This window comes from Streptomyces sp. enrichment culture, assembly GCF_964273145.1.
GTDB lineage: Bacteria > Actinomycetota > Actinomycetes > Streptomycetales > Streptomycetaceae > Streptomyces.
In genome coordinates this window covers 1,688,282-1,709,205 of the sequence record NZ_OZ186873.1, presented here as the reverse complement: position 1 = coordinate 1,709,205, position 20,924 = coordinate 1,688,282, and the positions used below count along the sequence as shown (strand labels likewise).

At 73.3% G+C, this 20,924-nt stretch carries 14 protein-coding genes; 9 read left to right on the top strand and 5 right to left on the bottom strand.

All coding sequences use genetic code 11. The features are described from left to right. Positions 1–15: 15 nt before the first annotated feature. Positions 16–1,770, top strand: a complete 1,755-nt coding sequence (locus ACSU6Z_RS07750; RefSeq protein WP_437044131.1) for an NAD+ synthase — start codon at positions 16–18, stop codon at positions 1,768–1,770. Between the two features lie 79 nt (positions 1,771–1,849). Here the strand turns inward: ACSU6Z_RS07750 and ACSU6Z_RS07745 are convergent, their stop codons facing one another. After that, a complete protein-coding gene (locus tag ACSU6Z_RS07745) occupies positions 1,850–2,743 on the bottom strand; it encodes an NAD(P)-dependent oxidoreductase (protein ID WP_437044129.1) in 894 nt (297 codons plus the stop codon). Between the two features lie 75 nt (positions 2,744–2,818). Between ACSU6Z_RS07745 and ACSU6Z_RS07740 the strand changes: the two genes are divergently transcribed. Continuing rightward, complete coding sequence (locus ACSU6Z_RS07740; RefSeq protein WP_437044127.1) at positions 2,819–6,001, top strand: BTAD domain-containing putative transcriptional regulator; 3,183 nt, start codon at positions 2,819–2,821, stop codon at positions 5,999–6,001. Between the two features lie 36 nt (positions 6,002–6,037). Here the strand turns inward: ACSU6Z_RS07740 and ACSU6Z_RS07735 are convergent, their stop codons facing one another. Next, positions 6,038–6,487, bottom strand: a complete 450-nt coding sequence (locus ACSU6Z_RS07735) for a VOC family protein (protein ID WP_437044125.1) — start codon at positions 6,485–6,487, stop codon at positions 6,038–6,040. Between the two features lie 297 nt (positions 6,488–6,784). Here ACSU6Z_RS07735 and ACSU6Z_RS07730 point away from each other — a divergent pair, with 297 nt between their 5' ends. Beyond that, positions 6,785–9,775 carry a bifunctional [glutamine synthetase] adenylyltransferase/[glutamine synthetase]-adenylyl-L-tyrosine phosphorylase gene (locus ACSU6Z_RS07730; protein WP_437044123.1) on the top strand — a complete coding sequence of 997 codons (2,991 nt, stop codon included), beginning with the start codon at positions 6,785–6,787 and terminating at the stop codon, positions 9,773–9,775. A gap of 205 nt (positions 9,776–9,980) precedes the next feature. On the opposite strand, the gene ACSU6Z_RS07725 is transcribed toward ACSU6Z_RS07730, so the two are convergent. Together ACSU6Z_RS07725 and ACSU6Z_RS07720 are read right to left on the bottom strand one after the other, a co-directional pair. Then, on the bottom strand, positions 9,981–10,841 hold the full coding sequence (locus ACSU6Z_RS07725; RefSeq protein WP_437044121.1) for a phosphatase PAP2 family protein: 861 nt from the start codon (positions 10,839–10,841) through the stop codon (positions 9,981–9,983). 153 nt (positions 10,842–10,994) lie between these two features. Beyond that, positions 10,995–12,023, bottom strand: a complete 1,029-nt coding sequence (locus tag ACSU6Z_RS07720) for a LacI family DNA-binding transcriptional regulator (RefSeq protein WP_437044119.1) — start codon at positions 12,021–12,023, stop codon at positions 10,995–10,997. A gap of 421 nt (positions 12,024–12,444) precedes the next feature. Here ACSU6Z_RS07720 and ACSU6Z_RS07715 point away from each other — a divergent pair, with 421 nt between their 5' ends. The 4 genes from ACSU6Z_RS07715 (at position 12,445) to ACSU6Z_RS07700 (ending at position 17,659) form a co-directional block, all read left to right on the top strand. Next, a complete protein-coding gene (locus ACSU6Z_RS07715) occupies positions 12,445–13,713 on the top strand; it encodes an extracellular solute-binding protein (RefSeq protein ID WP_437044116.1) in 1,269 nt (422 codons plus the stop codon). A gap of 107 nt (positions 13,714–13,820) precedes the next feature. Continuing rightward, positions 13,821–14,825: a carbohydrate ABC transporter permease gene (locus ACSU6Z_RS07710; RefSeq protein WP_437044114.1), complete on the top strand. Its 1,005-nt coding sequence runs from the start codon at positions 13,821–13,823 to the stop codon at positions 14,823–14,825. Positions 14,826–14,832: 7 nt separating this feature from the next. After that, positions 14,833–15,747, top strand: a complete 915-nt coding sequence (locus ACSU6Z_RS07705; RefSeq protein ID WP_437044112.1) for a sugar ABC transporter permease — start codon at positions 14,833–14,835, stop codon at positions 15,745–15,747. 157 nt (positions 15,748–15,904) lie between these two features. Further along, positions 15,905–17,659 (top strand): glycoside hydrolase family 13 protein, encoded by a 1,755-nt coding sequence (locus ACSU6Z_RS07700; protein WP_437044110.1) that lies wholly within the window; start codon positions 15,905–15,907, stop codon positions 17,657–17,659. A 76-nt stretch (positions 17,660–17,735) separates the two neighbouring features. Here ACSU6Z_RS07700 and ACSU6Z_RS07695 read toward each other — a convergent pair whose 3' ends face one another. Further along, the gene (locus ACSU6Z_RS07695) at positions 17,736–18,323 is read right to left on the bottom strand and encodes a TetR/AcrR family transcriptional regulator (protein ID WP_437044108.1); all 588 of its coding nucleotides are present in this window, start codon (positions 18,321–18,323) and stop codon (positions 17,736–17,738) included. A 138-nt stretch (positions 18,324–18,461) separates the two neighbouring features. On the opposite strand from ACSU6Z_RS07695, the gene ACSU6Z_RS07690 reads away from it, so the two are divergent. Further along, positions 18,462–19,244, top strand: a complete 783-nt coding sequence (locus ACSU6Z_RS07690; protein ID WP_437044106.1) for an SDR family NAD(P)-dependent oxidoreductase — start codon at positions 18,462–18,464, stop codon at positions 19,242–19,244. 168 nt (positions 19,245–19,412) lie between these two features. Next, a complete protein-coding gene (locus ACSU6Z_RS07685; RefSeq protein ID WP_437044104.1) occupies positions 19,413–20,795 on the top strand; it encodes an alpha-amylase in 1,383 nt (460 codons plus the stop codon). The last annotated feature ends 129 nt before the right edge of the window (positions 20,796–20,924 follow it).

Sequence of the window (20,924 nt, the reverse complement as noted above, 5' to 3'; positions counted from 1 at the left end):
GATTACACTGGGCGGGTGCCTCAACTACGCCTCGCCCTGAACCAGATCGACTCCCGCGTCGGCGACCTGGCCCGCAACGCCGAGTCGATCGTCCGCTGGACCCGGCACTCGGCCGGGCGGGGGGCGCACCTGGCGGTGTTCCCGGAGATGGCGCTGACCGGGTACCCCGTCGAGGACCTGGCCCTCAGGTCGTCCTTCGTGGAGGCCTCCCGCCGCACCCTGAGGGAGCTGGCCGCGCGGCTGGCCGGGGAGGGCCTGGGGGAGCTGCCGGTCGTCGTCGGCTACCTCGACCGCTGCGAGAGCGCCCAGCCGAGGTACGGCCAGCCCGCGGGAGCGCCGCAGAACGCGGGCGCGGTGCTGCACCGGGGCGAGGTGGTGCTCGCCTTCGCCAAGCACCACCTGCCGAACTACGGCGTCTTCGACGAGTTCCGCTACTTCGTGCCCGGCGACACGATGCCCGTGCTGCGGGTGCACGGGATCGACGTGGCGTTCGCCGTCTGCGAGGACCTGTGGCAGGACGGGGGGCGGGTGCCGGCGGCGCGGTCCGCGCGGGCCGGGCTGCTGGTGTCGATCAACGCCTCGCCGTACGAGCGCGACAAGGACGACACCCGGCTGGAACTGGTGCGCAAGCGGGCCCGGGAGGCCGGGTGCACCACCGCCTACCTGGCGATGACCGGCGGACAGGACGACCTGGTCTTCGACGGCGACTCCATCGTCGTCGACCGGGACGGGCAGGTCGTGGCGCGCGCCCCGCAGTTCGCCGAGGAGTGCGTGGTCCTGGACCTGGAGCTGCCGGCCGCGGCGCCCGACGCGCCGGACGGCGTGGTGGACGACGGGCTGCGCGTCGACCGGGTCGTGCTGTCGCCGCAGCCGCTGCCCGCCTACGAGCCGGAGCCGGCCGGGGAGCACGCGCCGCGGCTGGAGGACGACGAGGAGGTCTACTCGGCGCTGGTCGCGGGCCTGCGGGCGTACGTCGAGAAGAACGGCTTCCGGTCGGTGCTGGTCGGGCTGTCCGGCGGGATCGACTCCGCGCTCGTCGCGGCGATCGCCTGCGACGCGGTGGGCGCGCGGAACGTGCACGGCGTGTCGATGCCGTCGAGGTACTCGTCCGCGCACTCCAGGGACGACGCGGCGGAACTGGCGCGGCGGACCGGGCTGAACTACCGCACCGTGTCGATCGAGCCCATGTTCGACGCGTACATGGGCGCCCTGGGCCTGACCGGACTGGCGGAGGAGAACCTCCAGTCGCGGCTGCGCGGGACGCTGCTCATGGCGCTCTCCAACCAGGAGGGCCACCTCGTGCTCGCCCCCGGCAACAAGTCGGAGCTGGCGGTCGGCTACTCGACGCTGTACGGCGACTCGGTGGGCGCGTACGGACCCATCAAGGACGTCTACAAGACCTCGGTGTTCCGGCTGGCCGAGTGGCGCAACCGGGCGGCGCGGGAGCGGGGGCAGACGCCGCCGATCCCCGAGAACTCGATCACCAAGCCGCCGAGCGCGGAGCTGCGCCCGGGGCAGGTCGACACGGACTCGCTGCCCGACTACCCCGTCCTCGACGCCATCCTGGAGCTGTACGTCGACCGGGACAGGGGCGCGGACGAGATCGTCGCCGCCGGGTTCGACCGGGAGCTGGTCACCAGGACGCTCCGGATGGTCGACACCGCCGAGTACAAGCGCCGGCAGTACCCACCGGGGACGAAGATCTCGCCCAAGGGGTTCGGCAAGGACCGGCGGCTGCCGGTCACCAACGGGTGGCGGGAGAGCGTCTGAGGGCCCCGGCCCGGCCCCCCTCCCCGTACCGCTCGTACGGTTCGGCTCCTCGGGAGGCGGGCCGGGGCGGGCGGCACGTCTAGGCCCGGCCGCGGAAGACCTCGACGAGACTGGCGTAGCTCGTCCCGGCGTGCCCCGCGTCGATGGCGCGCTCGGCCAGGCTCTGGATACGGGCGGGCCAGTCGGTGTCGATCCCGGCGGCGGCGCTCTCCCGCACCAGGTACTTCATGGTGGCCAGGTGGGTCTCCAGGGCGGCGTCCTCGGCCGGGTAGGCACCGCGGTCGATCTGCTCGGCGTAGGCGCTGATGAACCCGGTCACGCTGCTCACCCACCGGTTCGCGAACGGCGCGAACGCGGACGCGTCGACCTTGGCCGTGCCCAGCAGCGCGGCTCCGTGCAGGAAGGCGTTGAGCGTGCCCCACATGACGCCGAGCAGGGCCACGTCGTACAGGGACGCGAGGCCGGGATCGGCGCCGAAGAACGTCACGCCGCCGAGCCGGCTCAGGGTGTCACGGTGCCGTTCGAACACCTCCGGAACCCCGCTGAACAGCAGGAACGCCTCCGGACGGCCGATGGTCTCGGGGATCGACATGATCGCGCCGTCCAGGTGCGCGGTGGTCCACGTCGCCATCTCGCGGGCCTCCTGCGCGGTCCCGGAGGTCAGGTTGACGAAGGTCCGTCCGGCCAGCTCGGCCCGGTGCGGCCGGATCGTCTCGCGCACGGCGGCCGTGTCGCCGAGGCAGACGACGACCAGGGGAGAGGCCCTCAGGGCGTCGGCCACGGACGGCGCGAGCACGGCCCCCCGGGCGACCAGCTCCTCCGCCTTGGCGGGCGTGCGGTTCCACACGGTGGTCGGGTGGCCCGCCTCGAGGAAGGCGGCGGCCAGGGCCCGGCCCATCAGGCCCAGCCCGATGACGGTGACGGGTTCGTGCCCGGTGCCGGTGACGGTTGCGGTGTCGGGTGTGTTCGTCATGACCCCACTGTGCGCGGGAGGGGTTCCGGTCGGTCTCCGGAAAGGCTGCGGCGAGGCGGTGGGTATCGTGACCGGGTGCGCTTCGGAGTACTGGGCCCCCTGGAGGTGTGGACGTCGGACGGACGGCCCGTCCGGGTGCGCGAGGCCAGGGTCCGCGCCCTCCTGGCCGCGCTGCTGGTGCACCGGGGCCGCACCGTCCCGGTCGACCGGCTCGTCGAGGCCCTGTGGGGTGAAAGGCCCCCGGTGAACGGCGTCCGCACGCTGCGCTCCAAGGTGTCGCTGCTGCGGCGCATGCTGGAGGAGGCCGAACCGGGCGGCCGCGACCTGATCGAGTCCCGGCCGCCGGGCTACCTGCTGCGGGTGGACGACGACGCGGTGGACGCCGGACGCTTCGAGGCGCTGCTGGAGCGCGCCCGGGCCGCGGCCGGGGACCCGCGCGCCAAGGCCCGGCTGCTGGCCGAGGCCACCGGACTGTGGCGGGGCGCGGAGGCGTTCGCCGGCCACGCCGACGAGGAGTTCGCGCGCGCCGAGGCCGGGCGCCTCGGGCAGCGGCGGCTGGCCGCGCTGGAGGAGCTCGCCGAGGCACGTCTGGCCCTCGGCGACCACACGGCCCTCGCGGCCGAGCTGGGCGGCCTCGTCGCCGCGCACCCGCTGCGCGAACGGCTGCGCGCCGCGCACGTCCGCGCCCTCTACCTCGCGGGCCGCCAGGACGAGGCGCTGGCGAGCCTCGACGAGGTGCGCACACGGCTGCGCGACGACCTCGGCGTCGACCCCGGCCGCGAACTGACCGATCTGCACGCGGCGATCCTGCGCCAGGACGCCTCCCTCGCACCCGCCCCCGCGCCCCGGCCACGCGGCAACCTGCCGGCGCCGCTGACGGATCTGATCGGCCGCGCGGAGGACGTACGGCGGCTCGACGCGCTGCTCGCCTGCGAGCGGCTGGTGACGCTCACCGGAGCCGGCGGCGTCGGCAAGACCCGGCTCGCCCTGGAGGTCGCGGCCCGCCGCGCCGGACGACTCCCGGACGGCGCGTGGCTGGTGGAGCTGGCCACGGCCCGCACCGCGGCCGAGGTGCACGAGGCCGTCGCGGCGGTGCTCGGCCTGCGCGACGACCTGCGCGCCCCCGTACGCCCCCTGCCCGACCAGCTCGCCGACGCCCTCGTGGACCGGGAGACGCTGCTCGTGCTGGACAACTGCGAGCACGTCGTCGAACCGGTCGCCGAACTGACCGCACGGCTCCTGCGGGCCGCGCCCGCCCTGCGGGTGCTGGCCACCAGCCAGGAGCCCCTCGCCGTCGCCGGTGAACGCCTCCACCCCGTCGCCCCCCTCGACCTGCCCGGCCCGGACGGCACGGACCGGCCGGAACGATCCGGCGCCGTACGGCTCTTCGTCGCCCGCGCCACCGCCGCCGCCCCCGGCTTCCGCCTCGAACCGGGCAACGCCGCGGCCGTCGCCACCATCTGCCGCCGCCTCGACGGCCTCCCGCTCGCCCTGGAGATGGCCGCCGCACGCGTGCGCGCCCTGCCCGTGGCCGACCTCGCGGCCCGGCTCGACGACCGCTTCCGCGTGCTCACCGCACCCCTGCGCGCGGCCCCCGCGCGCCAGCGCACCCTGCGCGCGACCATCGACTGGAGCTGGAGCCTGCTGACCGAACCGGAGCGGATCGTGCTGCGCCGCCTGGCCGCGTGCGCCGACGGCTGCACCCTCCAGGCCGCCGAAGCGGTCTGCGCCGACGAGCGCGTGCCCCGCGAGGACGTCCTCGGCCTGCTCGCACGGCTGGTCGACCGGTCCCTGGTCAGCCGGCGCCAGGACCGCTACCGGCTGCTGGAGTCGGTCGCCGCCTACGGCGCGCAGCGGCTCGCCGAAGCCGGCGACGAGGACGACCTGCGCACCCGCGACCGCCACCTCGCCCACTACACCGCCTTCGCGGAACGCGCCCGCGCGCACCTGCGGGGCCGTGGACAACGCCGGTGGCTGGAACACCTGGAGGCCGAGACCGCCAACTTCCGCGCCGCCCTCGCCCACGCCGTCCGCCGCGGCCTGCCCGACGCGGCACTGCGACTGGTCGACGCCCTCGCGTGGTTCTGGTTCCTGCGCGGCCGGTTCGCCGAGGCACGCCGCTCGCTGGACCTCGCGCTGTCGGTCGGCGGCAGCCCCGGGCGGACGGCCGCCGTCCGGGTCTGGCGCGCGGGCATGTCCCTGCTCCTGTTCGACACGCGCGAGAGCGACGTCCGGGCCGTGCTGCGGCTCCACGACACGATCGACGACCCGTACGCGCTGGCCCATGCCCGGTGGTTCACCGCGCTGAGCAGGACGGGATTCGGCGACCCGGCCCTCACCTTCGCCCTCGCCGACCGGGCGTACGCCGGTTTCGAGGCCCTGGGGGACCGCTGGGGCACCGCCGCGGCGCTCTCCGTCCGCGCCGAGGTCTCCTTCTACCAGGGCAGACTCGACCACGCCCGCGCGGACGCCCGCCGGGCGCACGCGCTCTTCGAGCAGCTCGGCGACGGCTGGGGCCGGCTGCACGCCGCCCACACCCTCGGCGACCTGGCCGAGACGGCCGGCGACTACGCGGAGGCCGAGCGCCTGCGCCGGGAGGGCCACCGGCTCGCCCAGGAGCTCGAACTGTGGAACGACGCCTCCCGCATGCTGGCCCGGCTGGGCCGCACCGCCGCCCTCACCGGCGACCTCGACCGCGCGGCCGACCTCCACGAACGTGCCAGGCGGCTGGCCGCGTCCCACGGCCACCAGCGCGGCGAGGAGTTCGCCGAGGTCGGCCTGGGGCTCGTGGCCCGGCGCCAGGGCAGGCTGGACGAGGCCGAGACCCACCTGCTGGCCTGGCTCGACTGGTGCCGCCGCTGGGAGGGCGACCACGGAGTGGCGTTCATCCTGGCCGAGCTCGGCTTCATCGCCGAACAGCGGGGGGACGCCGCCACCGCCCGCGCACTCCACCGGGAGGGCCTCGGCCACGCCCGCCGCACCGGCGACCCGCGCGCCCTCGCCCTCGCCTACGAGGGCCTCGCCGGAGCCGAGGCCCTGGCCGGTGCCCCCGCCGAGGCCGCCCGGCTGCTCGGCGCCGCCGCCGCGGCCCGCGACTCGGTCCGCGCTCCCCTACCCGCCGCCGAGCGCGCCGACGTCGACCGCGTCACCGCGGCCGTCCGCGCCGCCCTGACCCCGGAGGCGTACGACCGCGCCTTCCGCCGGGGAGCGGCGGCCTTCCCCGCGCTCCTGGACGGGGCGCGCCCGGCGCGTCCCTGACCGCCCCGGTCCGCGAGGCGGTCCGGCCGGAGGGACTCAGTCCTCCCGGGGCCGCCTCAGCTGCGCCAGCAGCCGGTGCAGCGGCTCCGTCGCCCGGCGCCGGTACTCCTGGATCGACCAGCCGTTGCCGTCCGGGTCGGTGAAGTACATGAAGGTGCCGCCGTCGTCCGGGCTGTACCGCACCGGTTCGGAGACCTCCAGGCCCCGTGCGACGAGCTCGGCGCGGGCCGCCTCGATGTCGGCGACGCACAACTGGAGGCCCTGGTAGGAACCGGGCGCGGGCCGCGGTCCCTTGACCATCTCCCAGACCGTGTCGCCCAGCGCGATCGAGCAGCCCGAGCCCGGGGGCGTCATCTGCACGATCCGCATGCCCGGCATGATCTCCCGGTCGACGTCGACGTGGAAGCCGACCCTGTCCCGGTAGAAGTCCCTGGCCCGGTCGATGTCGCCGACCGGCAACGGGATCACTTCGAGGGTCATGTCCATGATGCGGTTCCTCCGTCGACGTCGGGCGTCACGCGGACCGCCGGCCCGTCCGGCCGAGCGGCTCCCCCCACCGAAGCCGAAAACGGGGCGCGGCGCCACCGAACGGCCGAGGACGCGGTCCGGGACCGCGGGAACCGCCCCTCCGCCACGACGCCGCAGCCCTCCTTCCGGTGCCGCAGCCCGGCGTCGGCCGCAGCGGTCCCGCCCCGCAACTCACGGCCCCCGCGCGGGAGCCCGCCCCCGTTACTGCCGCTAGGCTCGAAGGCGCGTACGACCTTGATCCGACGGGAGGCCGGGATGACGGTGCCGGGGCGCAGGAGCAGCACCTTCACGCGACTGCTGCGGCACGGCTTCACCGATCCGTCCGCCGCCGAGCGGCTCCTGGACAGCGCGGAGCTGACGCCGCTGCGCAACGACCCGGTGCTGCTCGAAGCGCTCGGCGCCACCGCCGACCCCGACCTCGCGCTGCACGGCCTGGTCCGGCTGCTGGAGGCCCAGCCCGGCCCCACCGACCGCCGCACCCTGCTCGACACCCTGACCTCCGCCAAGCCGCTGCGGGACCGGCTGCTGGGCGTCCTCGGCGCCTGCGAGGCCCTCGCCGACCACCTGGCCCGGCATCCCGGGGACTGGCGCGCCCTGGTCACCTACGAGCCGCGCGATCTCCACCCCGGCGTGGCGGAGTTCGAGCGCTGTCTCGCCGGGGCCGACGACCCCGTCGCGCTGCGCGTCGCCTACCGGCGCTGCCTGCTGTCCATCGCCGCCCGCGACGTGTGCGGCACCGTCGACGTCGCCGAGACCGCCGCCGAACTCGCCGACCTCGCCACCGCCACCCTGCGCGCCGCCCTGCGCATCGCCGAGGCCGCCGCGCCCGACGACGCCGCGCTGTGCCGGCTCGCGGTGATCGCGATGGGCAAGTGCGGCGGCCGCGAACTGAACTACGTCTCCGACGTCGACGTCGTCTTCGTCGGCGAGGCCGCCGACGGCGCCGACGAGGACAAGGCGCTGCGCGCCGCCACCCGGCTCGCCTCCCACCTGATGCGGATCTGCTCCGAGACGACCGTCGAGGGCTCCATCTGGCCGGTCGACGCCAATCTCCGCCCCGAGGGCAGGAACGGCCCGCTGGTGCGCACCCTCAGCAGCCACCTCGCCTACTACCAGCGCTGGGCCAAGACCTGGGAGTTCCAGGCGCTGCTCAAGGCCCGTCCGGTGGCCGGCGACCCGGAGCTCGGCGCCGCCTACCTCGCCGGTGTCGAGCCGCTGGTGTGGCAGGCCGCCGAGCGGGAGAACTTCGTCGCCGACGTGCAGAAGATGCGCCGCCGGGTGGTGGAGAACATCCCCGCCGCCGAGGTCGACCGCCAGCTCAAGCTGGGGCCGGGGGGCCTGCGGGACGTCGAGTTCGCCGTGCAGCTGCTGCAGCTGGTGCACGGGCGGGCCGACGCCTCGCTGCGCAGCCGTACGACCCTGGAGGCGCTGGAGGCGCTGGCCGCGGGCGGGTACGTGGCCCGCGCGGACGCCGCCCTGCTCGACGAGGCGTACCGCTTCCTGCGGTCCATGGAGCACCGCATCCAGCTGCACCGGCTGCGCCGCACCCACCTCGTCCCCGAGGACGAGGCCGACCTGCGCCGGCTCGGCCGCTCCCTGGGCCTGCGCACCGACCCGGTCGGCACGCTGCTGCGCGAGTGGAGGCGGCACGCCTCCGTCGTACGCCGCCTGCACGAGAAGCTGTTCTACCGGCCGCTGCTGGACGCGGTCGCCCAGCTCGCGCCCGGTGAGGCCCGGCTGAGTCCCGAGGCGGCCCGGGAGCGGCTGGTCGCCCTCGGCTACGCCGACCCGGCCGCCGCGCTGCGGCACCTGGAGGCGCTGGCCTCCGGCGTGTCCCGGAAGGCGGCCATCCAGCGCACCCTGCTGCCGGTGCTGCTGGGCTGGTTCGCCGATTCCGCCGACCCGGACGCCGGACTGCTCAACTTCCGCAAGGTGTCGGACGCGCTCGGCAAGACGCCCTGGTACCTGCGGCTGCTGCGCGACGAGGGCGCCGCCGCCGAGAACCTCGCCCGCGTCCTGTCCGCCGGGCGGCTCGCCCCCGACCTGCTGATGCGGGCGCCCGAGGCCGTGGCGCTGCTCGGCGACGGCGGGGGGCCGGCGCCGCGCGGGCGGGCCCAGCTGGAGCAGGAGATCCTCGCCGCCGTCGGACGCGCCGGCGGGGCGGAGCAGGCGGTCACCGCCGCGCGCGGGGTGCGGCGCCGGGAGCTGTTCCGCACGGCCGCCGCCGACATCCTCGGCTCCTACGGCACCGAGGCCCGGCCCGCCGAGGCCGACCCGGGCGCGCTGGTGGACCGGGTCGGGGCGGCGGTGTCGGACCTGACGGCGGCGACGCTGGCGGGCACGTTGCGGGCGGTGGTCCGGGACGGGTGGGGGGACGCCCTGCCGACCCGGTTCGCGATCATCGGCATGGGACGGTTCGGCGGGCACGAGCTGGGCTACGGCTCGGACGCGGACGTGCTGTTCGTGCACGAGCCGCGGGACGGCGTCGACGAACGGGAGGCCGCGGAGGCCGCCGGCAAGGTCGTCGCCGAGATGCGGCGGCTGCTCCAGCTGCCGAGCGCCGATCCGCCGCTGCTCGTCGACGCCGGCCTGCGGCCCGAGGGCAAGTCCGGGCCGCTGGTGCGGACCCTGAAGTCGTACGAGGCGTACTACCGGCGGTGGGCGCTGGTGTGGGAGTCGCACGCCCTGCTGCGGGCGGAGTGGGTGGCGGGCGACGAGGAGCTCGGGCGGCGGTTCATCGAGCTCGTCGATCCGCTGCGGTATCCGGCGGGCGGGCTGGGCGAGGAGGCCGTACGGGAGATACGGCGGCTGAAGGCGCGGATGGAGTCCGAGCGGCTGCCGCGCGGGGCCGACCCGAAGCTGCACGCCAAGCTGGGGCCGGGCGGGCTGTCCGACGTGGAGTGGACCGTGCAGCTGCTGCAGCTGCGGCACGGCCATGCCGAGGCGGGGCTGCGGACCACGCGCACGCGTGAGGCGCTGGCCGCGGCGAGGCGGGCGGGGCTCGTCTCGCCGGAGCACGCGGAGGTGCTGGACGAGGCGTGGGTGCTGGCGACGCGGGTGCGCAACGCGGTGATGCTGGTGCGGGGACGGGCGGGGGACACGTTCCCCACCGAGAGCCGGGAGCTGGCGGCCGTGGGGCGGTACCTGGGGTACGGGCCCGGGCACGTGGGGGACATGCTGGACGCGTACCGGCGGACCGCGCGGCGGGCCCGGGGGGTCATGGAGGAGCTGTTCTACGGGGGGTGACCCGTGCCGCGGGGCACCGGCGGGGACCGGGCCGCGGGGTGCGACGAGCCCGCCGCGGGGCCCGTCCCCCCGCCCGCTGCCGGGGCCGCCCGGCCGCAACCCCACGACCCGCGCCCGCCGCCTCAAGGCCGCGGCGCGTCCGCCCGTGCGGGCCCGCCCGCGTGTCCGCGGGACACTCGCCCACGGCGGCTCCCCGCCTCCGCGGTCAGGCGCGCGTGGGCAGCGGCGGGCCGGCCGGCGCCGTCGCGGGGGCCAGGCGGGGCAGGGCGTGGGGGAGGGCGCCGTACCACAGGCGGGCCACCGCGTAGCCGAAGGCGAGGCAGAGCATGCCGCCGACCGCGTCCAGCCAGAAGTGGTTGGCCGTCGCGACGATCACCACGAGGGTGAGCGCGGGGTAGAGCAGGCCGAGGACGCGCACCCAGGGGACCGTCGCCAGGGCGAAGATCGTCAGGCCGCACCACAGGGACCAGCCGATGTGCATGGACGGCATCGCGGCGTACTGGTTGGACATGTGCTTCAGGTCGCCGGACGCCATCGATCCCCAGGTCTGGTGGACCATGACGGTGTCGATGAAGCGGCCGCCGTTCATCAGCCGGGGCGGGGCCAGCGGAAAGAGGTAGTAGCCGACCAGGGCGACGCCGGTGGTGGCGAAGAGGACCAGGCGGGTCGCCGCGTAGCGGCCGGGATGGCCGCGGTACAGCCACACCAGGACGCCGAGCGTCACCACGAAGTGCAGGGTCGCGTAGTAGTAGTTCATGCCGACGATGAGCCAAGTCACCGAGTTCGCGGCGTGGTTGACGGCCTGCTCGACGGCGATGCCGAGCTGGTGCTCGGCCTTCCAGATCCAGTCGGCGTTGCGCAGCGCCTGCGCCCGCTGCTCCGGTACGGCGTTGCGGATGAGCGAGTACGTCCAGTAACTCACCGCGATCAGCAGGATCTCGAACCAGAGGCGGGGCCGGCGCGGGGTGCGGAGCCGATGCAGTACACTTCGCCCCTTTTCGTCCGCGACGGAGTGTGGAACGGCCTCTTCCAGGCCTTCCGCAGTCGTCACGGTCGTCTCACCCATAGGCACAGAGTCTGCCAGAAAAGCCTTCGTCCACCGATCATCCCCCGGTCGGGTTCCGGTCGCATGTTCTACACCGGCCGGAGGCCCGTGGTTTCCTCCTCACGCAGGGGGAGGGCGCCGGGTCCTCCGCCCCGAGGACGATCCGGCGGGCCGTCAGGGGCGGTTGCCGGGAGCGGACGCCGTGGAACCGCGCACCACCAGCTCCGGCATGAACACGAACTCGCTGTGCGGTGCAGGAGTTCCGCCGATCTCCTCCAGCAGCGTGCGCACCGCCGCCTGGCCCATCGCCGGGACCGGTTTGCGGACGGTGGTCAGCGGCGGATCGGTGAAGGCGATCAGGGGGGAGTCGTCGAAGCCGACGACGGAGATGTCCCGGGGCACCTCCAGGCCGTGCTGCCGGGCCGTCCGTATCGCGCCGAGCGCCATCATGTCGCTGGCGCACACCACCGCCGTGCAGTTCCGCTCGATGAGCGCCGTGGCGGCGGCCTGGCCGCCTTCCAGGGTGTAGAGGGAGTGCTGGATCAGCTCGGACTCGATCGTCGCGGGGTCCAGGCGGAGCTGGTCCTGCACGGCGCGCACGAAGCCCTCGATCTTGCGCTGCACGGGCACGAACCGCTTGGGGCCCAGGGCGAGACCGATGCGGGTGTGGCCCAGGGAGACGAGGTGGGTGACGGCCAGGGTCATCGCCGCCCGGTCGTCGGGGGAGATGAACGGCGCCTGCACCTTCGGCGAGAAGCCGTCGACCAGGACGAACGGCACGCCCCGCGCGCGCAGCCGTTCGTAGCGCTGCATGTCGGCGGTGGTGTCGGCGTGCAGCCCGGAGACGTAGATGATGCCGGCGACGCCGCGGTCGACGAGCATCTCCGTCAGCTCGTCCTCCGTCGAGCCGCCCGGGGTCTGGGTGGCCAGGACGGGGGTGTACCCCTGCCGGGTCAGCGCCTGCCCGATGACCTGGGCCAGGGCCGGGAATATGGGGTTCTCCAGCTCCGGGGTGATCAGGCCCACCAGGCCCTCGCTGCGCTGCCGCAGCCGCACGGGGCGCTCGTAGCCCAGGACGTCGAGGGCGGCCAGCACGGACTGGCGGGTGGTGGCGGCGACGCCCGGCTTCCCGTTGAGGACGCGGCTGACGGTCGCTTCGCTCACCCCCGCCTGGGCGGCGATGTCGGAAAGCCGTGTGGTCACAGCAGTGGACTGTAGCGGCCGTGTCCGCCCCCGCGCACCGGCCGGACGCCCGGTGCGGGCCGCGGAACGACCCGAAGCGTGCTGCTGCGTCATGGCGATCCCCCATGTCGTGGTCGGGCGTCCGGTCCGCAACGGATGATCGCCCGGCGCTGAAACGTATGGCAAGTGCTTGCAGAGTCTTGCACATGTGTCCGAGGCCCGTAGTACGGCGGAAACAGCCGTTCGGGAGGAGGGGAGAGCGGGTTACGGAGAGATAACTCTCCGGTCCTTGCACTTTTTTTCTGCAAGGTCTTTCGTGAAGCTTTCCACGCTGTTACGTTCACGTCGCCCGACGGCGGCAACGGCGCGGTCGGCAAGTCGGCAGGAACGGCGACGGGACCGTCCCCTGCACCACTCGGGCTTTCACCCTCAAGGAGAACTCATGCGGCGTGGCATAGCGGCCACCGCGCTGGTGGCGTCCCTGGCCCTCGCGGCGACGGCCTGCGGCGGCGACGGCGGCGACAGCGAGTCGGGCGGACCGGTCACGATCACCTGGTGGGACACCTCCAACGCCACCAACGAGGCGCCGACGTACCGCGCCCTGGTCAAGGAGTTCGAAGCCGCCCACAAGGACATCAAGGTCGACTACGTCAACGTCCCCTTCGACCAGGCGCAGAACAAGTTCGACACCGCCGCCGGCTCCAAGGGCGCCCCGGACGTGCTGCGCTCCGAGGTCGGCTGGACGCCCGCCTTCGCCAAGAAGGGCTTCTTCCTGCCGCTGGACGGCACCGAGGCCCTCGCCGACCAGGACAAGTTCCAGCCCAGCCTGATCGAGCAGGCGAAGTACGAGGGCAAGACCTACGGCGTCCCGCTGGTCACCGACACCCTGGCCCTCGTCTACAACAAGGAACTGTTCGCCAAGGCCGGCGTCGAGGTCCCCAAGACCTGGGGCGACCTGAAGAAGGCCGCCGCCACCATCAAGGACAAGACCGGCGTCGACGGCTACTGGGGCTCCACCCAGGGCTACTACGCCCAGCCCTTCCTGCACGGCGAGGGCACCGACACCGTCGACGTCGACGCCAAGAAGATCACCGTCGCCTCGCCCGCGGCCAGGAAGGCCTACGCCACCTGGCAGGGCCTGTTCGACGGCAAGGGCCTGCACAAGGCCGACACCACCGCCGACGCCTACGCCCACATCCAGGACGCGTTCGTCAGCGGCAAGGTCGCCTCGATCATCCAGGGCCCGTGGGAGATCACGAACTTCTACAAGGGCTCCGCGTTCAAGGACAGGGACAACCTCGGCATCGCCACCGTCCCGGCCGGCTCCACCGGCGAGGCGGGCGCCCCGACCGGCGGCCACAACCTCTCCGTGTACGCCGGCTCCGACGAGGCGCACCAGAAGGCCGCGCTGACGTTCGTGAAGTTCATGACCTCGGCGAAGGCGCAGGAGACCGTCGCGCTGAAGAACTCCACCCTGCCGACGCGTGAGGACGCCTACACCGCGAAGGTCAAGGCCGACCCGGGCATCGCCGGCTACCAGAGCGTCCTGGCCGCCGCGCGGCCCCGCCCGGCACTGCCCGAGTACAGCTCCTTGTGGACCCCGCTGGACGACGAACTGCCCAAGATCGCCGGCGGCAAGGTGTCCCTGGACGAGGGGCTGAGGAACGCCGAGACGGCCATCGCCAAGCTGGTGCCGGACTTCGGCAAGTGAGCCCGCGCGGCCGCCGGGTCCCCCGACTCCGGGGGAGGGGACCCGGCGGCCGCCGGCCCGTGCGCCGTACCCCTTGATCCGCAGGATTCCGAGAAGGTTGTCGAACCATGACAGTCGCCATCGACCGCGCGACCGGCAAGCGCCGCGGTGACCGCACGCCGCCGCCCGGGCTGGGCCGGCGCCTGAAGAACGCCTACCGGAGGCACTGGTACGCCTACGCCATGATCGCGCCGGTGGTGATCGTCCTCGGCGTCCTCGTGCTGTACCCCCTGGCCTACGGCTTCTACCTCACGCTCACCGACGCCGACAGCCTCAACTCCGCCCGCACCATCGGCGTCAACGAGATCGAGGCCACCTACGAGTTCGTCGGGTTCGACAACTACGCCGACATCCTGTGGGGCGAGACCGCCTACGACCGGTTCTGGTCGCACTTCATCTGGACCGTCGTCTGGACGGCCGCCTGCGTCACCCTGCACTACACCATCGGCCTGGGCCTGGCCCTGCTGCTCAACCAGAAGCTGCGCGGCCGGACCTTCTACCGGCTGATCCTGGTCCTGCCCTGGGCCGTGCCCACCTTCGTCACCGTCTTCGGCTGGCGCTTCATGCTGGCCGACGCCGGCATCGTCAACTCCGCGCTCGACGCGCTGCACCTGCCGACGCCGCAGTGGCTGGAGGACACCTTCTGGCAGCGGTTCGCCGCGATCATGGTCAACACCTGGTGCGGGGTGCCGTTCATGATGGTCTCCCTCCTGGGCGGCCTGCAGTCCATCGACGCCTCCCTCTACGAGGCCGCCGAGATGGACGGGGCCAACGCCTGGCAGCGGTTCCGCCACGTCACCCTGCCCGGTCTGCGCTCGGTCGGCTCCACCGTCGTCCTGCTCGGCATCATCTGGACCTTCAACCAGTTCGCGATCATCTTCCTGCTGTTCGGCAACACCGCGCCGGACGCGCAGATCCTGGTCACCTGGGCCTACCAGCTCGGCTTCGGGCAGCAGCCGCGCGAATTCGCCCAGTCCGCGGCCTACGGCATGCTGCTGCTGGCCGTCCTGATCGTCTTCACCTCCGTCTACCGCCGCTGGCTGAACCGCAACGAGCAGCAGCTCGCGATCTGAGGCATCCATGACCACCACCACCGTCACCCAGGCGACCGGCCCGGCGGAACAGGGCCCCGCGCCGGCCGCCGCACCCCGCAAGGTCCGGCCGCGCGGCCGGCGCGGCCCGGCCGCGACCCTCGCCTCCCACGGCGTGCTCTCCCTCGCCAGCCTGATCGCGCTGTTCCCCATCGCCTGGCTGGTCTACCTGTCCCTGGGCCCCGACAAGGACGACTACCTCCACCCCGAGCGCATCTGGGGCAAGATGACGCTCGACAACTACACGTTCGTCCTGGGGAGAACGAACTTCTTCGACTGGCTGCAGAGTTCGCTGATCGTCTCGCTCGGCACCACCGCCATCGGCGTCCTGGTGGCCGCCACCACCGGCTACGCCGTCTCGCGCATGCGCTTCCCCGGCTACCGCAAGATGATGTGGGTGCTGCTGCTGACGCAGATGTTCCCGATCGCCGTGCTCATCGTGCCGATGTACCAGATCCTCTCCCGGCTCCAGCTCGTCGACAGCTACCTCGGCCTGATCCTCGTCTACTGCTCGACCGCGGTGCCGTACTGCGCCTGGCTGCTCAAGGGCTACTTCGACACCATCCCGTTCGAGATCGACGAGGCGGGACGCGTGGACGGGCTCACCCCGTTCGGCACCTTCTTCCGGCTGATCCTGCCCCTGGCCCGGCCGGGCCTGGCGGTCGCCGCCTTCTACAGCTTCATCACCGCCTTCGGCGAGGTCGCCTTCGCGTCCACGTTCATGCTGTCCGACACGAAGTACACCTTCGCCGTCGGCCTGCAGAGCTTCGTCAGCGAACACGACGCCCAGCGCAACCTGATGGCCGCCACCGCCGTGCTGATCGCCGTCCCCGTGTCCGCTTTCTTCTACCTTGTACAGAAAAACTTGGTGACCGGCCTGACCGCGGGCGGCACCAAGGGGTGACGCCCCGGCCGGGGACTCCCGCACGGCTGTCCGTGCGGGCGGCGGCCGCGGTGCGCCATCCGACCCCGCTGTCACCGCGGCCGCCTCGTCGTCCTCCGCCCGTCCGAAGGCCCCGCACCGAAGACCGATGACACATCCGTTACGCACCAAGGACGCCATGAGCCAGCACTCCGCCCCGGCACCCTCCCCCCAGCTCTTCGAGCAGGGGGGATCCCCAGCCCTGGCCGCCGTCGCCAAGCGCCGCGACTGGTGGCGGGACGCGGTGATCTACCAGGTCTACCCGCGCAGCTTCGCCGACAGCGACGGCGACGGCATGGGCGACCTGGAAGGCGTACGCACCCGCCTGCCGTACCTGCGCGACCTCGGCGTGGACGCCGTGTGGCTCAGCCCCTTCTACGCCTCGCCGCAGGCCGACGCCGGCTACGACGTCGCCGACTACCGGGCCGTCGACCCCATGTTCGGCACCCTGCTCGACGCCGACGCCCTCATCCGCGACGCCCACCGGCTGGGCCTGCGCATCATCGTCGACCTGGTCCCCAACCACTCCTCCGACCAGCACGAGTGGTTCAAGCGGGCGCTCGCCGACGGCCCCGGCTCGCCGTTGCGGGAGCGGTACCACTTCCGCCCCGGCAAGGGGAAGAACGGCGAGCTGCCCCCCAACGACTGGGAGTCCATCTTCGGCGGGCCCGCCTGGACGCGGGTCACCGAACCCGACGGCACCCCCGGCGAGTGGTACCTGCACCTGTTCGCCCCCGAGCAACCCGACTTCAACTGGGACCACCCGGCCGTCGGCGACGAGTTCCGCTCCATCCTGCGCTTCTGGCTCGACATGGGCGTCGACGGCTTCCGCATCGACGTCGCCCACGGCCTGGTCAAGGCCGCGGGCCTGCCGGACCTGGGCACCCGCGACCAGGTGAAGCTGCTGGGCAACGACGTGATGCCGTTCTTCGACCAGGACGGCGTGCACGAGATCTACCGGCAGTGGCGCCGCATCCTCGACGAGTACGCGGACGCCATGAGGCCCGAGGGGCCCTCCGCGGACGGGCGGGGGCGGGAGACGGGAGGCCGCATCTTCGTCGCCGAGGCGTGGACCCCGACCATCGAGCGGACCGCCAACTACGTCCGCCCCGACGAGCTGCACCAGGCGTTCAACTTCCAGTACCTGGACACCCCCTGGGACGCCGAGGAGCTGCGCCGGGTCATCGACCGCACCCTGGAGGCGATGCGCCCGGTCGGGGCGCCGGCCACCTGGGTGCTGTCCAACCACGACGTCACCCGGCACGCCACCCGCTTCGCCAACCCGCCCGGCCTCGGCACCCAGATCCGCCTGGCCGGCGACCGGAAACTGGGGCTGCGCCGGGCGCGCGCGGCGACGCTGCTGATGCTGGCGCTGCCCGGCTCCGCCTACATCTACCAGGGCGAGGAGCTCGGCCTGCCCGACGTCGTCGACCTGCCCGACGAGGTGCGCCAGGACCCGGCGTACTTCCGCGGCGCCGGACAGGACGGCTTCCGCGACGGCTGCCGGGTGCCGATCCCCTGGACGCGCACGGGGCCGTCGTACGGCTTCGGCGGCGGCGGCAGCTGGCTGCCGCAGCCGGAGGGCTGGGGCGAATTGAGCGTCGAGGCGCAGACCGGCGTGCCCGGCTCGACGCTGGAGCTGTACCGGGCCGCGCTGGCCGTGCGCCGCGAGCAGCCCGACCTGGGGGCCGGTGACGCGGTGGAGTGGCTGCGGGCGCCCGAGGGCGTGCTGGCCTTCCGGCGCGGCGCGTTCGTGTGCGTCGCGAACACCACCGGCGAGTCGGTGGCGATGCCCGCGTACGGGCGGATGCTGCTGGCCAGCGGCGAGGTGACCGAGGCGGGCGGCGAGGCGAAGGTGCCCGCCGACACGACCGTGTGGTGGACGCAGGCCTGACGGCCGCGACCGGTCGACGGAAGGGCCCGCCGCTCCCGACCGGGGAGCGGCGGGCCCTCGTGCGACCGGGCGGTGATCAGGCGGTGGCCGGCTTGCCGACGCCGTGCAGCAGGGTGTCGACGACGCGCGTGGCGAGGGCGTCCACGGCGGCGTCGGTGTCCGGGGCCTGGGCCGCGGCCTCGTGGATGAGGGCGTAGTAGACCCGCCGCGCCCAGTCGAGATCGGCGTCGGAGGGGAGCAGTCCGGCGTCACGGGCGCGGATGAACAGCCGCTCGCACTGGGCCAGTACGTCGGCGTGCACGCGCGCGACCTCGGGGGCGTCGGTGGGCAGGGCGCCCATGGCGAAACCCCACCCGGCCTTTACGCGGAGCACGTTCGCGGTGGCCTGGTAGAGCGCGACGGCGGGCGGGGCGGTGTCCGGCCGGGCGGCTGTGACGGCGTCGTGGAACTGCTGGGCCGCCCATGCGGCCAGTGCCCTGACGAGCGCCTCTCGCGAGGCGAACCGCCGGTGGACGGTGGTCCGCGCGACCCCGGCGGCCTCCGCGATCTGCTCCATCGTGGCCGCCGGGTTGGCGGAGAGGACCCGCTCGGCGGCTGTGAGGATCGCGCGCACCGTGCGTTCGGTGTCGGCTCGCATCGGTCTGGCGGAGGCGGGCGGCGCCATGGGGCAGGACCTTCCGGGTGGGCGGTGACTCCATGAGTGTACGGCAATGAGGCAGGTCAACAGATACTTGCAACACTCATGATGCATGTCATACGCTCATCGCAACGCGGTTGATGCGAGTTGTTCCGGAGGAACGCCATGGACCTGCACTTGAACGGCAAGACCGCCCTGGTGACGGGCGCCAGCCGGGGGATCGGGCTGGCCGTCGTGCGCACCCTGACCGCCGAAGGCGTCCGGGTCGTCGCCGCCGCCCGCCGCCCCACCCCGGAACTGGAGGCGACCGGTGCGACGCCCGTGGCGGTCGACCTGTCCGAACCCGCCGGGGCCGAGCGCCTGCTGACCGAGGCCGTGGCCGAACTGGGGGGCCTGGACATCCTCGTCAACAACGTCGGAGGCGGTGACGGCGACCTGACCGGGGGCTTCCTCGACCTGACCGACGCCCAATGGGCCCAGGTGGTGGACCTGAACCTTTTCACCGGCGTCCGCGTCACCCGCGCCGCCCTGCCCGCGCTGCTGGCCGCCCGCGGTGCGATCGTCAACGTGTCCTCCATCAGCGCCCGCGTCCCGCATGGCGGGCCCATCGCCTACGCGGTGGCCAAGGCCGCGGTCACCGCGTTCGGCAAGGCCCTGGCCGAGGAGTTCGGTCCGCGGGGGATCCGGGTGAACACCGTCTCGCCGGGGCCGGTCCGCACCGACATGTGGGAGAGCCCGACCGGCTACGGCGCCGGCCTCGCCGCGGCCGCGGGCGTCCCGCACGCCGAACTCCTGGCCGGGCTGCCGAGGGCGATGGGCATGCTCATCGACCGGTTGGTCGAACCGGACGAGGTCGCGGCCCTCGTCGCCTACCTCGCCTCACCGCTCGCCGCCGCGACGACCGGCGCCGACCACGTCATCGACGGCGGAGCGGTCAAGACCGCCTAGCCTCGGCCGTCCTCCGCGCGGCGCTCGGCCGCGGCGCCCCGGAGGACCCCGGCTCCCACGACTTCCGCCCGACCACTGCCCCTCCGGTGAATGAACCTTTAACATCTGCGGCACCGCAAGGTTTCAGCAACCTTGCAGCAAGAACCTTCGAAGAAGAAGGAACCCCACATGGCACGCAGAAAACTCCCCAGGTTTCTTTCCGGGGCCCTCGCCCTCGCGGCTTCCCTTGTCATGATCCCGACATCGGCGCAGGCCGCCCCACCCGGTCCCAAGGACGTCACTGCCGTCCTGTTCGAATGGGACTTCGCCTCCGTCGCCCGCGAGTGCACGAACACCCTCGGCCCCGCCGGATACGGGTACGTCCAGGTCTCCCCGCCCGCCGAGCACATCCAGGGCGGGCAGTGGTGGACCTCCTACCAGCCCGTCAGCTACAGGATCGCCGGCCGGCTCGGTGACCGCACCGCCTTCCGCACCATGGTGGACACCTGCCACGCGGCCGGCGTGAAGGTCGTCGTCGACGCGGTCGTCAACCACATGTCGGCGGGCAGCGGCACCGGCACCGGCGGCTCGTCGTACACGAAGTACGCCTACCCCGGGCTGTACTCCTCGTACGACTTCGACGACTGCACCGCGCAGATCACCGACTACCGCAACCGCGCCAACGTCCAGAACTGCGAACTGGTGGGCCTGGCCGACCTCGACACCGGCGAGGAGTACGTCCGCAAGACCGTCGCCGGGTACCTGAACGACCTGCTCTCCCTCGGCGTTGACGGCTTCCGGATCGACGCGGCCAAGCACATCCCGGCCGCCGACCTCGCGAACATCAAGTCACGTCTGACCAACCCGTCCGCGTACTGGAAGCAGGAGGTCATCTTCGGCAGCGGAGAGGCCGTCCAGCCGGGCGAGTACACCGGCAACGGCGACGTGCAGGAGTTCCGGTACGCCTACGACCTCAAGCGCGTGTTCACCAGCGAGAACCTCGCCTACCTGAGGAACTACGGCGAGGGCTGGGGTTACCTGGGCAGCGGCTCCGCCGGCGTCTTCGTCGACAACCACGACACCGAGCGCAACGGCTCCACCCTCAGCTACAAGGACGGCGCGAACTACACCCTGGCCAACGTCTTCATGCTGGCCTGGCCGTACGGGGCGCCCGACGTCCACTCCGGCTACGAGTTCTCCGACCACGACGCGGGGCCGCCGGGCGGAGGCCGGGTGAACGCCTGCTGGCAGGACGGCTGGAAGTGCCAGCACGCCTGGCCGGAGATCAGGTCCATGGTGGCCTTCCGCAACGCCACCCGGGGCGAGGCGGTCACGAACTGGTGGGACAACGGCGGCGACGCCATCGCGTTCGGGCGGGGGAGCAAGGGCTTCGTGGCCCTCAACCACGAGTCCGCCACCCTGACCCGCACCTACCAGACGTCCCTGCCCGCCGGGACCTACTGCGACGTGCAGGGCGACCGGACGGTGACCGTGAACGGCTCCGGGCAGCTCACGGCGACCCTCGGCGGCAACACGGCCCTCGCCGTGTACGCGGGCAAGTCGAGCTGCTGACCTCCGCCGCGGCAAGGGTCGTGAAATTCCTTTCCGTTATTTTCACGACCCTTGCTGTAAGCCTTGCGCGGCGGTTACCGTCGCGCCGGGGTCGGACCCGAATGAGCCGCAAGCGCAAGGAGTTCACGC